The following is a 14,910-nucleotide window of genomic DNA, read 5'->3' as shown; positions in this document are numbered from 1 at the left end:
GATTCATAAACAGTGCCCCACTGATTAAATGTTCATTTTATGTGGGGCATTTCATTCTCTACTAAAATCTATACAATATGAGGTGAAACGCATGTTTGAAATTTTTATCTCTACCTATCCCACACTCTTAAAAGCTACTATTGTCACATTACAATTAACATTAACCTCCCTAGTACTCGGTTCATTAATTGGATTATTATTTGCTTTCTTTCGGATCTCGAATAACAAAGTTTTAAATAGCATTGCTCATATCTATATTGCTATTATTCGTGGTACACCTTTAATCGTTCAAATCGCAATTCTCTATTTTGGCATTACATCTGTCATTGTTTTCTCCCCTTTTTGGGCAGGAGCAATCGCTTTAGCAATTCATAACGGTGCATATATTACGGAAATTTTCCGAGGATCCATTCAATCCGTCGACCGGGGACAATTGGAAGCCGCTCGCTCCTTAGGTATGCCTTACCCTTTAGCTATGCGCCGGATTATATTACCACAAGCATTTCGTCTGTCTCTTCCTCCTCTAGGAAACCAATTTATTATCGGATTAAAAGACTCTTCACTTGTCGCTTACGTAGGACTGTCCGAGTTATGGGGATCAGGTTTATCAATTGCAGCAGGTAACTTCCAACAATTAGATACTTACATAATCGTTGGTGTATACTATCTCGTACTTGTTCTTCTATTTACTTATTTTGTTAATCTCTTAGAAAAACGACTACAACGAAAAGAAACTAACTCCGTCCAATTCCATAAAAAGAACAAAAAGGAAGTTTCTTTATAAGAAAAAGCAAGCCTGAGATGGCTTGCTTTTTCATTGCAAAAATATATTAATTTTTACTGATTTACTTTTTTAATACTCTTTTCTTCCTCTATATGTTCCTCACGATATGAAATATTATGAGGATCTAGTCCATTTCCTAAAGAACCATAGAAATGCTCTCTATGCGGATCCACTAATTCACTTCCTTGATAATACACACGTGGTGTATTCCATAGCGCTGCCAAAGCTTTTGTCATCGGCATCTCATGATAGCGTTCCGGCCACATTTCTTTAATCTTCTCTTTTACTAACGGATAGTATTTAGAACTCATAGCAGGAAACAGATGATGTTCTGTATGATATGAGAAATTGAAATGTAAAACGTCTACCCAGCGCGGCACTGTTACTGACAAACAGTTTGCTAACGGATCATTTACTGGAACAATTGGATTTAAGCGGTGATTTGTTGCGATATATGCCATTACAATAAAGTTAGCAATTAACAACGGAATGACATATGCAAATAACCATTTTCCAGGTCCCATAATAAACAATAAACTAATCCAAACTGTCCAAGGCAAAAGAAGTTGAAGCCATACAGATTTTTGATTGGATGACTTGAACTCTTTTATAAAATGAAAGAACATTCGAGTCGAATGCAATGTAAATTGAATTGTTAGTGACAGAAAACTAAAGAATGAACGTACATGTAAAGGCATACGATATACCCAACTCAAAAACTTACTCTTCTTAAGTTTCTCAAGTGTCGGCCATGCATCCGGATCATTCTCTTCATGCTGTGTATGAACATGATGCGTTGCATTATGCCACTTTCTCCAAAGCTTTGGCCCTGTTGATAATGGCATAAATGCAATCGCGCCTAAGAAGTCACGAAGCCATGCCTTTCTTACAACAGTTCCATGTAAAATTTCATGCCCTAAAAATCCAAGTGAAGCAAAACATAATCCAAGAACAATCGCAATTCCTAGATTCGCCCACACATTCAATTCAAATACACCAATCGATATTAACCCCGCCAATGCCACAAGCAAATAAGCCAGTCCACCAAATAAACGAGTAGGCACTGGTTTAAATGCTTTTTTCGGCAAATGTGGTGATACACGTGCTGCATACCACCCAAACGTATGAAGCTCCTTCATCCTTTTGCTCCTTTCTTATGCCGCGCCTTGCGCAACTTACATATATCAATTCTTGCTTCCAGATTGATTTTACTAGATGATCCAAAAAGCATCTATTATAAGGAAAATATACTCACTCTATCGTCACTTATTTTTCGCTTTTATTATCAATGAAAAACATTTCTCTTTTTACTCTCTATCAACCTTTCCACATGATGAATCATAACAATAGAATTTCTATATTGTCAACACCTTTTATGACCTAGTAATAAAAGGTGGTTATATTTTTATAATCATACTTTATTTCACTAAAGAAAATGTATAGATTCCATAAGGATTTACCCACTATATATAGACATTTTCTTAAAAGCCATAGACTCTATCTCATTCAATAACTCCCTATGTAATCAACAAACAGAATCACTTGAATTTAGTTTTATATAAATCCCACTACTTCATAATGCCCCACCTAATTAATTATATTAAAATAATTTATAACCTCTTTTAATAAAAATAGACTACTTCTAAAACAACACACATAAATTTCATATAATATGGAAATATTAAAAGGAAAATTGTTCTAAAATCAGGAGGTTTCCGCAATGACAAGTGATACATTTCCACAACTGCCGCTATCTTATTGGATTGAATCTACTCAGCTTCCTACTTTCCCTCGTTTATCCGAAAATATAAAGACAAAAGTTGCTATTATCGGTGCTGGTATTACAGGTATTACTACTGCCTATTTACTTGCAAAAGAAGGCATCGATGTTGTTTTAATTGATTCTGGTCGTATTTTAAACGGAACGACTGGGCATACAACAGCGAAAGTAACAGCACAACATGATCTTATTTATGATGAATTAATAAACCATTTCGGTGTAGAAAAGGCCGGGCTTTACTATGAATCAAATAATCAGGCTCTACAATTCATAAATGAAACTGTTCAAACATATAAAATCGACTGTAATTTCTCAAATGAAGATTCATATTTATATACAACTACCGATAACGGATTAAGAAATTTATCGAAAGAATATGAAGCTTATCAAAAATTAAATATACCTTGTGACTATGTTCAATCTCTATCGATTCCTATTCCAGTACAATCTGCGCTTATAATGAAAAATCAAGCACAATTCCATCCCCTTCTTTATTTAAAAACACTTTTAGAAAAGTTTGTGGAGATGGGCGGAAAGCTCTACGAACAAACAACAGCTATGGATGTGGAAAAGGGAGATCATCCACAAATAATTACAAAAGAGGGCCATCATATCACTTGTGAATATGTCGTCTCTTGTTCACATTTTCCTTTTTATGATGCAAATAGCTTTTTCTTTACGCGAATGTACGCAGAACGCTCCTACGCTCTTGCAATAAAAGCAAAAACGGATTATCCAGGTGGCATGTATTTAAGTATTGATGATCCAAAGCGCTCCTTACGCTATATAACAAACAATGGAGAAAAATTAATTTTGATTGGCGGAGAGAGTCATAAAACAGGACAAGGAATAAATACGATGCTTCATTACGAAGCACTTTATTCTTTTGCTGAAGCAACTTTTGGAATAGACGAAGTTCCTTATAGATGGTCAGCACAAGATTTAATCACTCTAGATAAGCTTCCTTATATCGGACATATTAACGAAAGAAATCCAAATATCTTTGTTGCAACTGGATATCGCAAATGGGGCATGACAACTGGAACTGCTGCCGCTCACCTACTGAAGGACTCCATCTTAAAAGTCCACAGTCCCTATAAAGAACTGTATGCACCATCACGCTTCCATGCAAATCCAGATATAAAAACGTTCCTCTCCCAAAACATTGATGTTGCGAAACATTTAATTGAAGGTAAGATTGAAACCGCATTACGTAAGCCAGAAGATCTCGAAGTTGGTGAAGGATCTGTCGTACATGTTAACGGTAAACGAGCAGGTGCTTATAAGGACAAAGAAGGAAAATTACATATCGTCGATACAACTTGTACACATCTCGGCTGTGAAGTTGAATGGAATAATGGTGATTGTACTTGGGATTGCCCTTGCCATGGTTCTCGTTTTTCAATTGAGGGAGACGTTCTTGAAGGCCCAGCAGATCAACCGTTAAAACGAGTTGATAATGAGTAAACAAATAAAGAAGTTCAACAGAATTACGGTTGAACTTCTTTATTTGTTATAAAATCTTTTCAGATAAATTTCGACACAGGGAGGGAAATATTAACATTAAATAAAATAATATATTCATCTACAAATTAAAAGGGGTGAATATTATGCAACCTTCAGCTCCACCTCATCTAGAATCTACAGAAACTATCTTTTCAAGCTCTATTACAAAACTTGTTGTTTTTATTTGTTGGCTAGCCATTTTAGCTGATGGATATGATTTAGGTATTTACGGTGCCGTTCTACCAAAGCTCCTAGAAGACAAAAGCTGGGCGCTATCACCAGCGCACGCTGGTACAATTGCAAGCTATGCTTTATTTGGGATGTTTATTGGGGCTATTCTAGTTGGAACGATTACAGATCTAATTGGGCGTAAATGGACGCTTATATGCTGTTTAGCACTTTTTTCTATCACAATGGGTTTAGCGGCTATCGCTTCTTCTCCTGAGTTATTTGGATTATCTCGATTTATAGGAGGAATCGGATTAGGCGGTGTTATCCCAACGGCTTCAGCACTTACTGTTGAATATTCACCAAAAAAAAGGCAATCTTTTATTTATGCTCTTATGTTTACTGGCTATCCTTTAGGTATCGTATTAGGTGCTATTTTGTCTATGTTTATGTTAGAAGATTTCGGATGGAGAATTATGTTTGGTATCGGAATGATTCCACTACTCCTCATTCCTTTCATTATTCGCTATTTACCTGAGTCCATTCAATTTTTATTATCACGTAATCGCCAAGAAGAAGTGAACCAAATTCTTAATCGTTTTCAAATTGAATTTCATGTAAAAAATAAAACTCATCAAGCTCCATCTACTATACGAAAGAAAAATGGATTTTTTACTTTATTCTCAAAAGAATACATAAAAGCAACACTACTTTTTTGGATCACTTATATAATGGGAATGTTTTTAATATACGGTTTAAATACTTGGTTACCACAGATGATGCGCCAGGCGGGATATCCTCTTGGATCTAGTCTGTCTTTTCTACTTATGCTAAATATTACCGCAGCTGTTGGTGCGTTATTCGCTGGAGCAATTGCTGATCGTATAGGCGCAAAAATTGTTATTAGCATCTCTTATCTTATGGCAGCCATATGTATCGGACTATTAACAATTAAGCCATCTGTTACAATCATTTATCTTTTAATTGGCCTTGCTGGTATTGGATCGGTCGGTATTACTCAAATATTAAATGCATATGTAACACAATACTTCCCATCACATATCCGAGCTACCTCCTTAGGCTGGGGACTGGGACTTGGCCGAGTTGGTGCAATTGCTGGCCCTATTCTCATCGGTATTATTATGACAATGCAATATGACTTAGCATGGAATTTTTACTTATTCTCCTTTGCAGGTCTTATCGCAGCTATATCTGTTTTCTTCATTCCTACAAAATAAAAAGAGCACAAACTTACTTGTGCTCTTTTTCATATGCTCCAAACAGCATGTCTCGAAATAGTGTATTTAAAATTTCAATATCGATCCCTGATCCCTTTTCAATTCCTTTTACATATTGCCCATAGTAATGAATTTGTTCTTCTAAAAATTGATTTAGCACCTTAATTTTCAATCCAACATCTAATTCAGTACCTGCTTTTTTCTTTATTAACAACTTTTCAATCTCATCCAACACACTACGTTCTAATGGTAATTCTGTAATCAATCGATCAAATTCTACAGGTGGTAAAGTTGCTTTCTCTTCTAGCCACTTACAAGCTAAAATAGGACGTAATACATAAAAGTACTTTTTCAGCTTTACATTCTCACCTTGCAAAAATTCACGATAATTTTTCGACGCCATATGTAAATAATGATATATCGTTGCTTTTGGATCAAAATTCTTCTCACTCATCTGTTGAAGTAGTTCTGGAAAATTAGAGTTTTTCGAATAAAAAATTGGTGATCGAATCCACTCAAGTAAAGCTGGGTTCGACTTCGCGAATAGTTGCAACGCCTTTTTAATATCCCAACCACTTATATCTAAATCATCACTAATTGGATATTCAATTACATCACGTTTGTCATGAATTGATAAATACCATTCTACCGGATGTATATAAACAAACCTAACATCATAATCGCTATCTTTCGATGGAAATCCCCAAGCACGACTCCCTGATTCCACCGCAAATAAAATTTTTACATCATTCTCTTTTTCAATTCTTTCTAACTCCAACTCGATTTTCTCTCTCATTTCATAACATCTCCATTTTTTGATTATTTCCTTGGAAATTCGACAATACACTATTAATTTTACTACATACTAAAAAAACTGTCAGAAATTACTGACAGCCTAATAAAACTTCTATTGTTGCTTTTCGATTACAGTAGCAGCAATTCGTTCAAACTCTTTTTGAATCTCCTCTTTATATGCATCTACTATTGAAAAATCCATAGCAGCAATATAAATTCGTTCTAATTTATCACGAACCGATTTTGCTTTCGCTAAGAAAGACATTGCCTCATTCATTTTTGCTTTATACTGAATGGAAACATCACGAATTTCCTTCGCATATTTCTCATCCGTCCCTGGCGTAACAATAAGGGCATACATATCAATAATTTCATCACCTTCGCGACTTGGAAAATATTCATGCGGTGCGGTGCTATCAAAAATTGCAAAGCCTAATTCTCTTACGATAACCATATCAAGACTATGCGGGTCAAATCCGCAATGATATACTTCAACTTCAAATCCTTTTTCTTCAGCTGCCTCAGCTAACTTTTTGAGCATCGTTGATTTTCCAGATCCTGGGCGGCCTTTTATAAAATAACGATGTGGTAACCCTTCTGTTAAATTAGGAACAAAGTCAACTGCTCCTTTCGGTGTTGCAGCTCCTAAAAAACGATGTTTGACAAGCGATTGTCTCCCGCTTTTATCTGCAAATAATTTCTGGATTAGCTGATCGGTTAGTTCATTTGCTTTATTAAAATCTATATTATCAATATATATCTTCTCCCACTCATCATGTATAACCAATGCCTCTTTAAAACGTGCGTAAGCAGACTGAAAAGCTTTGCTTGCTTCTGAAACAAATCTTTCAATTTCTAACTTCTGCTTTCTTAGTTTATCTGAGTCCCAAGCAATTCCTAAATTTATATACTCTTCAACAACTCCTGGCATTTTTGGCTCAATAACATGCGGTGATGTCCCATCAACAATTCCTACTTTTAATTGTGGGATAATTACACCATCAACCGATTTATTGTCAGAAGAACAATGTAAAAATTCAATATCATATCCTTTTCCAACCCATTCACGACCTATTGCCTTTATTAAAGAAGATTTTCCCGTTCCTGGACCACCCTTTAAGATAAATAATCTGTCTAATCCTTTTAAATTCTCTTCGTATAAATTGTGAAATCCCCTAGCTGTATTACCACCAGCATAATAATTCAATACATTTCCTGTCACTGCACTCACTCCTTCGCAGCATTCTATTTACATAAGCTACAATATGCGAGCGGCTTTATTTGGGTGAATACCTATTTTGTATTGCACACAAAAAGGAAATGAATTACAATTTAACTATCAGAAAATTAAGATTTTTAAACTGAATACTTCTTTATCAAGAGAAGCAGAGGGACTGGCCCTTTGAAGCCCAGCAACCTCAGTTTATACGAACTGAATAGGTGCTAATTCCTGCAAAATGCATTGCATTTTGGAAGATAAAACTCAACTAGCATGTAAAGCTCATCTTTCTTGATACTGAAGGATGAGCTTTTTATTATTTGAAAAACATATATTGGAGGTATGTAAAATGAAAGTAATTGATTTATCACAAACATTTGAAAATAATATGTCTCAATTTCCTGGAACACCTAAAATACAACTAGAAGCTGTTACAAGTGTTGAAGAATCAGGCTATCAAGTTACAGATTTTCATTCTGTCGTTCATGTTGGCACGCATTGTGATGCTCCTGCGCATTTTATTTCAGGCGCAACGACCATCGATCAATTACCGCTGGATCAATTTGTAGGTGAAGCTGTTCTTATTGATGTAACTCATGTACAAGAACGAAAACTACCTAAAGAAGTACTGCACGATGCTGATATAAAAGAAGGAGATATTGTTATTTTCCATTCCAATCTATCTACTAAATGGAACACGGAGGCGTATGAGAAAGAAGCTTTTTATCTTTCTGAAGAATTAGCCGAGGAACTAGTACAATTAAAAGTAAAATCTGTCGGTTTAGATTTTATTTCTCCTGATGAGGTAACGACAGAAACATCACCAATTCATCACATACTACTTGGGAATAATATTTATTTAATCGAAAACTTAACAAACTTAGATGCCATTCACACGAAACGTTTCTTCTTCTCAGCAGCACCTTTAAAAATTAAAGATAGCGACGGTGCTTTTGCAAGAGCATTTGCTGTAATTTTTTAAACAAACTATACAAAAAAGCAAAGATCATCATTGACCTTTGCTTCTATTTTTTTTATTTAAATTAAGAAAGAATTGCTCAACATGAGGACGTAACCAAGCTAAATAATCCTTCTCTTTCTTCTTTGTACAAGCTATTTCTTCCCCATCTACCATTTCAACAAGTTCTAGTTCTAACAGTTGCTTCGTGAATGCTAACATATTCACTTCTTCGGATGGATACTCTTCTTTTAATTTCTCCTCAATTTCCCCCAATAAAAAACCGTCACGCATCATTGCCAATGCATCAATCCAAAGTGGCGGCATTTCATACTTTTCTCCTGTAATTGTGTCTTTTACAGTATAATTCTTTTGCTCTTTTCGAAATTGAATCGTGTGTAAACATACAGTCGAATTTAATGTTAATTCCATCATACCACCTCTTTCATAATATCTGCATAGAAAAAAGGATGCGCGTGCACCCCTTCTTATCTTTTCATAACACTACTGAACCGTTACATGAGCAATCAATCTCATGTCGATATTTTCCTCCATTATAAACGAAGTATTTTATAAAAAAAACCCTTCTTGAAACATTTTATAAAATGTTTATATTTACACAACAAGAACACTTTTCTGAAAAATCTTTTCTCAAATACATTAAACGGTCGGCAGAAAAATTTCTACTTTCGTTCCTACTCCTAGACTACTTTGGATCGTGATACTCCCTTGATGTTCCTTAATAATTTTATATGTAATCATTAATCCAAGTCCTGTACCATTCTCCTTTGTTGTGTAAAACGCCTTGCCGATTTTTTCTAACTTCTCATTCTCTATACCACATCCTTGGTCTTCAACAGAAATACACAAATGTCCTTGCGTTTTTTGATATGCACGGATATGAATTTCTCCACCCTCTGGCATTGATTCTATTCCATTTTTAATGATATTTAATAACACTTGTTTTAATTGCTTATCATCACCGTTTATAGCCGGTAGATTTCCATCTACTTGTAAATTACATTTAACTCTATATTGCGTTGCATAACTTTCCATTAGATGCACAACATATAGAAGGGTGTCTCGTATATTACACCTTTCATAATTTGTTGGCTTTGGTTTCCCTAACAACATCAATTCACTAACAAATCCATTAACCCTTTCAATTTCTTGTAGCATAATGTCGTAGCTCATCGTATCAGTTGGATTTCTTTCTTTTTGCATTTGCGTAAACCCTTTTAACGCTGTTAGTGGATTTCGAATTTCATGGGCAATTGTTGTAGACATAGTCCCAATCACAGCTAAATTTTCCGTCTCTTTCATATTGTTCATCATTTCAACCACTGTTCTTACATAAGATTGAAATCGTTTTAATAAAGAATGTGAAATAATGAAATAAAATACACATAAAACAAGTGGAATTATCACTTTTAAATCTTGTAATAGCAATGTGAAAAATACGTACTTTCCAATTACACTAAAGGAAACTAAATAAAAGTATTTTCTATTCACGAAAACTGGGGCAAATAAAATTAACAGCATTTCTACCATACTACCATGTTCAAAAGGTCTATCCGTTCGCAAATAAATCATTAAATTATTAACAAGATTGATAAACATGTATCCAAATAAAAATAAATATTTTACAGAATATACATACCCTCTTTTTTGAAGATATATAGAAATAGGAAATAATGCTATTACAAATATAGGCACACCTATCCCAAGACTACCTTCTGGCCACCCTACCGCTGTTCCACTAATATTCATAGCAGGATATACAAAATAATATATAGCGTCATATAAAAAGAATATAATATAAAATAATAATATAAATACCTTTAAGGCTCTTCTTTCTTCATAAATCAAGCTCTTGTATTTGTTCATATAAAAACTCCCCTTGATCGATACAAAAAACTTTCATTGTTATCTCCTTAAAGTATAAGTATGAAATTGCTTTCAGGGCAATATTTAACCTTATAATACTAAAAGGAAGGAGATCTCTCCTTCCTTTTAGTAACAACTTATATCCACCTTACCCTATCATGTAACAATCCATCAGTAAAATTATTATGCCCTATTACAAAATCCTTCATATATAAATTTAAATACTCACCGTACTTACTTTCTGTATTTAATAACAACTCCTCGACGTAATAAGCACCTTGTTCAAATTGATCTAAAAGTAAACTAGACAAGCCCGCATAAATTCCGCACCCTACCTGAAAATACGTTGCATTCGTTTTATATTTACGAAAAACTTGGCTACTATTCATTACATTATACATATATGTCTCACTATTTTCATAAACGAGTAACACACCGACCAAGTCCTCTCCAGCAACCTCTTCTTCCGCTGGATTAAACACTTTACGATTCCAGTTCCATAAATCTTCTACTTGATCTAAGTTCTGTCTAATTATATTTGTTGTATACTCATTAATTCGGTAAAGAAAACCAACTTCCATATTGAAGTTTTTCCCTAAAATTAATACTTCCTCATGTGGCATTAAACAACCATAGAATTCTTTTTCTCCTAACTTCACTTTATACTCTGAAGCATATACATCTTCATAAAAGTAAAGAGGCCGATGATGACTCATATACATCGGATAACTCCAGATTGCTTCATCTAAAAATCGCTCTACTGCCCATGAAGCATAAAGTGTATGTGGCTTTATAAGTGCTGTATCATGCAAAAACGACGTGTCATGTTCTACAATATAACATGCTCTTGGCCTTTCATTTGGTCGTTCCTTCATAAGCTCAACAACCATCCATTGAACAACACCTGGATTCATACCTGAACCTATAATCGCTTTTGTATTTGTAAATTTCTCTTTCTCCTTCTCAAACCTTGTATATCTTTCCGTAAGCTGAAAGCCGATTAAGCTGTCGTCCTGATCTACTGCTTCATTTTCCAAAGCTGAATTAATATAACAAATTTCTAATTCATTACAGCAGCTTAATACTCTAACTGTATCTGCCCCTGAAACATCAATCACAACACTCGTACTTTTTTCTTTTAAATGTTGTTTAAATTCCACTACATTTTGAAGGTTTATCTCATATAAATATAATTGACCTTTCAAATTCGAAAACAACTCATCATAATAAGTCCTATCTTTTTGTTTTATATCCACTAAATGAAATTTGGCATTCTTTAATACTTCATAAATTGGATCTTTTTCATTTGCTATCGCTTGATTTAAAATTGCTAAAACTGCTTTTGCTGCTCCACCAGCACTACCAAGCAATGTAATTGATAACGAATTCGGAAACTGCTCCACGAACAAAACCCCTTTAATAAATTAGTTGAGCAACTCCTCCTCAAAAAATAAATTGAATACATAAAAAGATAGCTCGTACACAATTTTTATAAGTTAGTGCAAAGTTACCTTTTAAAAAATCACACTATACTATGTTTATATTCAATTCATTTTTCCCCTCATCTTCAAATTAAACTAAAACAAATAGGCTCGACCTTTTCTTCTGCATATAAAAGAAAAAGTCAGCCCTTCCAACTAATCTACGGACAATGGACGGATTTTACATGTTGAATATTCACATACATTTTTGCATCACGTGCTTTTGATATTTCAATATGACCTTCATCAATTTTCGCCATTTTTCCAATTTTATTGGACTCCTCACCTAAATCAAACACCATAATTTTCCCAGTCATTTTAATAAGCTGTTCTTCAAATGTTCTAGCTAATGTAATATTTAACGGATTTACGGGGAGTTCATTTTTATTGAGGGCATACGGTACTTGGTTTTCTTTATACGGAATTAACCATTTTAAATGCTTTAAAGATATATATACCGTTTTATAAACCGGACTATAAAAAACAATATAGTCGTTCATCACACTTGTAACATAACCATGTATTGGAGCATTTCCTGCTACATAGACTTCTGTAAAAATCCCTTTAGAAGTACTTAATACTTTTCTCAAAGAAATTGAAGGGGATTCCCTCTTAATTACAGAATCAACATCTGGTTTTAGTATGTCTTCGTCATGTGGTCTTAAAAATTTATAGTATTGTACATGATATAAAGATATATATACATAGTCTTGTCCATTGTAAAGAACAATAATGTCATTTCCTACGTCTATTAATATACCTTTAAACCTTTTTTCACCGATTAATTTAACATATATATTTTCCCCAATACTTTTGTTTAACTCATTCATCTATATCCTCCTTCCTATGAATTTCAGCTTTCCAATCTTCCGTTTCAAAAAAATAATCAGGGCAATGTTCTGTCTTAATAGTAAGTAATTCCTTTTCATACTATCGAAATAAGAAATTGTTCTTCTCTTTCCCTCATAATGCCCCTCTTATTTATTAAACATTATTCATCTTCATTCTTTTTACATTTCACTACTTGACTCACACTCTTGATATGATAATTAATGATATAAATAACTTCATCACCGTTTACTAGCGTAATACATTCTTCATGCACTTCACTTAATAAGCCTTCTACACACTCTGGGCCGCCACGATTAATCTTTACCCACTTATACTTCAAGTCACGTAATACATCGACAAAAGTATCATCATCAGAGCAGAAACATGAAACATAGCCATCGCCACATTTACTTTCTTTCACTTTCTTAACTAGACTTTTCACATGTTTCAATTGGTAATATACTAATTCACCAAGAGGAAGTTGTAATGTAAGGTAATCTCTTCCTAACGATACAAGTACCCCCACTCGACTCTCTGGTCCACGAAGATTTACTTTTACAGTCTCACCGACTAAGCCTTTAATTTGTTCACAGCATAATATACTTTCCAAATTTATATCCTCCTTTCTTATTATCTTCCTCTTCTTGACTGTCTTTGTGCGCGAGCTCGACCTGAATTATTATTTTCACTTTCGCTTTCGCTTTCACTTTCGCTTTCTTCGCTCTCTCTACAAGGTACTGTTACACTCTTAATATGAGATACTGCAACTAATATAACTTCTTCTTTTACAATTAGTGTCACAAATTCACAAGAAACATCTTGTAAAATACCTTCAACTTTCTCTGGGCCACCACGATTAATTTTCACCCAGCAATATTTGAAGCTTTGAAGTAACTTTTCAAAGTCATCTTCACATTCACATTCCAACCATCTGCAATCATCTGCTTTACAATCTTTCGCATTTTTTGTAATACTTTTCAGATGACGAATCTGATAGTAATAGAGCTCTCCTTTTTCATTCTTTAATACAAAGTAATCCGAACATACAGCGACTATTGTCCCTTTTTGAGATTCTGGACCACCCCTGTTTACTCTCACAAAAGATCCAATTAAGTCTTTCAGAAAATCACAATGAAATAAACTCACGAGAAAACCCCTTCCATTAATTTATAAGCTTTTGCACTGATAGTATATGTATCTGTACAGGTTACGTTCTCTATGTTTGTCCTAGCTAGAAAAAAATATGCTTTTAACATGGTAGACTACTACCTATCAAAATTTGAAGAAAGGCTAAGAACTCCTTATGTTTTTGATATCTTCAAACAAAAAATCCCTTATGAATATACATTTCTGCATATCTTCATAAGGGATTTTCCATAGTTTAATCTTCGTCTTTAACATCCATATCTTCTGGAATTGGTTCGTTCAATATTTCTTCCACTAATTGCTTATATTTCTCCATTTGTTCTAAATGTGTATTAAATTGTTCTTTATTTACTAAATATTGCTCTCCATCGAATAGCGCACGAATTTTCTTTTGTTGAATTAACTCTTCAATATACGATTTTGGTAAATTCAAATACTCCGCAGTCTCTTCTACTGTTATATACAATGCGTTCATTCCTTTATTATTTTTTCATCTATACTGTATCTTACTTTATTTTTGTAAACAAATAAAAAAGATTTTGTAAATGCAGTTCAAAAAGCAGGTAGATGCATTCCATATATTGTATAGTATTATATAGTAAGAATTTTTTAAATATAGAATGGTATTACCCATTTACACAAAGGAGAGTTAACATATGGCTACTCGTCACATCATTACAATGTTAGAAAAAACACTACAAGTTGAAACAGAAAACACAATTTCTCATTTGAATGTATCTTTATCTGATCGTTTTCTTTCTCAAAGCACAGCAATACATGAAAACAATTGTTATCATACAATTGGTGAATGGTACAAAAATCATTTCTTATTCCAACAAGATGATTTCCTTTGGGCTAAATATGCCTTCTATGACGCATATTGTGAAGCCATCAAAAAACAAGGTCATCTTACAAAACGTGTTCGCCAAATATTAGAATCATTAGCTCGAATGCATGGAAAACAGTATATTGCTTCTATACTAAATATGCCATTTCCTAATGAACGCGCTAAAGGGACAGCGTAATTTAGCCATGTTCTGCGTAAGCAAAACATAGCTAAATTGTTTTCTAGGATGCTTTACCAATAAAATGTTCATATCATATGAACTGATGAAAC

15 protein-coding genes and 1 riboswitch are annotated in these 14,910 nt (G+C 33.9%); of the genes, 5 read left to right on the top strand and 10 right to left on the bottom strand.

Annotated elements, in window-relative coordinates; genetic code table 11:
* Positions 1–28 precede the first annotated feature (28 nt).
* Positions 29–784 carry an amino acid ABC transporter permease gene (locus AU379_RS25395; RefSeq protein WP_002004337.1) on the top strand — a complete coding sequence of 252 codons (756 nt, stop codon included), beginning with the start codon at positions 29–31 and terminating at the stop codon, positions 782–784.
* A gap of 53 nt (positions 785–837) precedes the next feature.
* Here AU379_RS25395 and AU379_RS25390 read toward each other — a convergent pair whose 3' ends face one another.
* On the bottom strand, positions 838–1,923 hold the full coding sequence (locus tag AU379_RS25390; RefSeq protein ID WP_000661226.1) for an acyl-CoA desaturase: 1,086 nt from the start codon (positions 1,921–1,923) through the stop codon (positions 838–840).
* 581 nt (positions 1,924–2,504) lie between these two features.
* Here AU379_RS25390 and AU379_RS25385 point away from each other — a divergent pair.
* Together AU379_RS25385 and AU379_RS25380 are read left to right on the top strand one after the other, a co-directional pair.
* A complete protein-coding gene (locus tag AU379_RS25385; protein WP_000199992.1) occupies positions 2,505–4,031 on the top strand; it encodes an FAD-dependent oxidoreductase in 1,527 nt (508 codons plus the stop codon).
* 143 nt (positions 4,032–4,174) lie between these two features.
* Positions 4,175–5,476 carry an aromatic acid/H+ symport family MFS transporter gene (locus tag AU379_RS25380; protein ID WP_001183092.1) on the top strand — a complete coding sequence of 434 codons (1,302 nt, stop codon included), beginning with the start codon at positions 4,175–4,177 and terminating at the stop codon, positions 5,474–5,476.
* Between the two features lie 13 nt (positions 5,477–5,489).
* Here AU379_RS25380 and AU379_RS25375 read toward each other — a convergent pair whose 3' ends face one another.
* On the bottom strand, positions 5,490–6,272 hold the full coding sequence (locus AU379_RS25375) for a nucleotidyltransferase domain-containing protein (RefSeq protein ID WP_001208233.1): 783 nt from the start codon (positions 6,270–6,272) through the stop codon (positions 5,490–5,492).
* 111 nt (positions 6,273–6,383) lie between these two features.
* Entirely contained in the window at positions 6,384–7,493 is a 1,110-nt protein-coding gene (locus AU379_RS25370; protein WP_061140012.1) for a PRK06851 family protein, read from the bottom strand.
* Positions 7,494–7,641: 148 nt separating this feature from the next.
* A riboswitch (SAM riboswitch) is annotated at positions 7,642–7,754 on the top strand.
* A gap of 85 nt (positions 7,755–7,839) precedes the next feature.
* On the opposite strand from AU379_RS25370, the gene AU379_RS25365 reads away from it, so the two are divergent.
* On the top strand, positions 7,840–8,472 hold the full coding sequence (locus AU379_RS25365; RefSeq protein WP_000862983.1) for a cyclase family protein: 633 nt from the start codon (positions 7,840–7,842) through the stop codon (positions 8,470–8,472).
* A 27-nt stretch (positions 8,473–8,499) separates the two neighbouring features.
* On the opposite strand, the gene AU379_RS25360 is transcribed toward AU379_RS25365, so the two are convergent.
* The 7 genes from AU379_RS25360 to AU379_RS25330 form a co-directional block, all read right to left on the bottom strand.
* Positions 8,500–8,880: a hypothetical protein gene (locus AU379_RS25360; protein ID WP_000424119.1), complete on the bottom strand. Its 381-nt coding sequence runs from the start codon at positions 8,878–8,880 to the stop codon at positions 8,500–8,502.
* Positions 8,881–9,108: 228 nt separating this feature from the next.
* Positions 9,109–10,335 (bottom strand): ATP-binding protein, encoded by a 1,227-nt coding sequence (locus AU379_RS25355; protein WP_001046106.1) that lies wholly within the window; start codon positions 10,333–10,335, stop codon positions 9,109–9,111.
* Between the two features lie 137 nt (positions 10,336–10,472).
* A complete protein-coding gene (locus AU379_RS25350) occupies positions 10,473–11,738 on the bottom strand; it encodes an S-adenosylmethionine decarboxylase related protein (protein ID WP_061140011.1) in 1,266 nt (421 codons plus the stop codon).
* 239 nt (positions 11,739–11,977) lie between these two features.
* The gene (locus AU379_RS25345) at positions 11,978–12,646 is read right to left on the bottom strand and encodes a hypothetical protein (protein ID WP_001004268.1); all 669 of its coding nucleotides are present in this window, start codon (positions 12,644–12,646) and stop codon (positions 11,978–11,980) included.
* 161 nt (positions 12,647–12,807) lie between these two features.
* The gene (locus tag AU379_RS25340; RefSeq protein ID WP_000443836.1) at positions 12,808–13,257 is read right to left on the bottom strand and encodes a hypothetical protein; all 450 of its coding nucleotides are present in this window, start codon (positions 13,255–13,257) and stop codon (positions 12,808–12,810) included.
* Positions 13,258–13,277: 20 nt separating this feature from the next.
* Positions 13,278–13,793, bottom strand: a complete 516-nt coding sequence (locus AU379_RS25335; RefSeq protein WP_061140010.1) for a hypothetical protein — start codon at positions 13,791–13,793, stop codon at positions 13,278–13,280.
* A gap of 235 nt (positions 13,794–14,028) precedes the next feature.
* Complete coding sequence (locus AU379_RS25330; protein WP_001998970.1) at positions 14,029–14,268, bottom strand: helix-turn-helix domain-containing protein; 240 nt, start codon at positions 14,266–14,268, stop codon at positions 14,029–14,031.
* A 181-nt stretch (positions 14,269–14,449) separates the two neighbouring features.
* On the opposite strand from AU379_RS25330, the gene AU379_RS25325 reads away from it, so the two are divergent.
* Complete coding sequence (locus AU379_RS25325) at positions 14,450–14,818, top strand: hypothetical protein (RefSeq protein WP_000235475.1); 369 nt, start codon at positions 14,450–14,452, stop codon at positions 14,816–14,818.
* Positions 14,819–14,910: the final 92 nt, after the last annotated feature.

Source organism: Bacillus sp. JH7, from assembly GCF_001563515.1.
In the GTDB taxonomy this organism is placed as follows: domain Bacteria; phylum Bacillota; class Bacilli; order Bacillales; family Bacillaceae_G; genus Bacillus_A; species Bacillus_A cereus.
Note: the sequence above shows the minus strand (reverse complement) of the source record. Positions and strands in the feature narration are given on the sequence as shown.

Excerpts from the sequence above, each read along its gene's own strand:
- AU379_RS25395 (WP_002004337.1), top strand. The coding sequence starts at position 29 with ATGTTCATTTTATGTGGGGCATTTCATTCTCTACTAAAATCTATACAA.
- AU379_RS25390 (WP_000661226.1), bottom strand. The coding sequence starts at position 1,923 with ATGAAGGAGCTTCATACGTTTGGGTGGTATGCAGCACGTGTATCACCA.
- AU379_RS25385 (WP_000199992.1), top strand. The coding sequence starts at position 2,505 with ATGACAAGTGATACATTTCCACAACTGCCGCTATCTTATTGGATTGAA.
- AU379_RS25380 (WP_001183092.1), top strand. The coding sequence starts at position 4,175 with ATGCAACCTTCAGCTCCACCTCATCTAGAATCTACAGAAACTATCTTT.
- AU379_RS25375 (WP_001208233.1), bottom strand. The coding sequence starts at position 6,272 with ATGAGAGAGAAAATCGAGTTGGAGTTAGAAAGAATTGAAAAAGAGAAT.
- AU379_RS25365 (WP_000862983.1), top strand. The coding sequence starts at position 7,840 with ATGAAAGTAATTGATTTATCACAAACATTTGAAAATAATATGTCTCAA.
- AU379_RS25360 (WP_000424119.1), bottom strand. The coding sequence starts at position 8,880 with ATGGAATTAACATTAAATTCGACTGTATGTTTACACACGATTCAATTT.
- AU379_RS25355 (WP_001046106.1), bottom strand. The coding sequence starts at position 10,335 with ATGAACAAATACAAGAGCTTGATTTATGAAGAAAGAAGAGCCTTAAAG.
- AU379_RS25345 (WP_001004268.1), bottom strand. The coding sequence starts at position 12,646 with ATGAATGAGTTAAACAAAAGTATTGGGGAAAATATATATGTTAAATTA.
- AU379_RS25330 (WP_001998970.1), bottom strand. The coding sequence starts at position 14,268 with ATGAACGCATTGTATATAACAGTAGAAGAGACTGCGGAGTATTTGAAT.
- AU379_RS25325 (WP_000235475.1), top strand. The coding sequence starts at position 14,450 with ATGGCTACTCGTCACATCATTACAATGTTAGAAAAAACACTACAAGTT.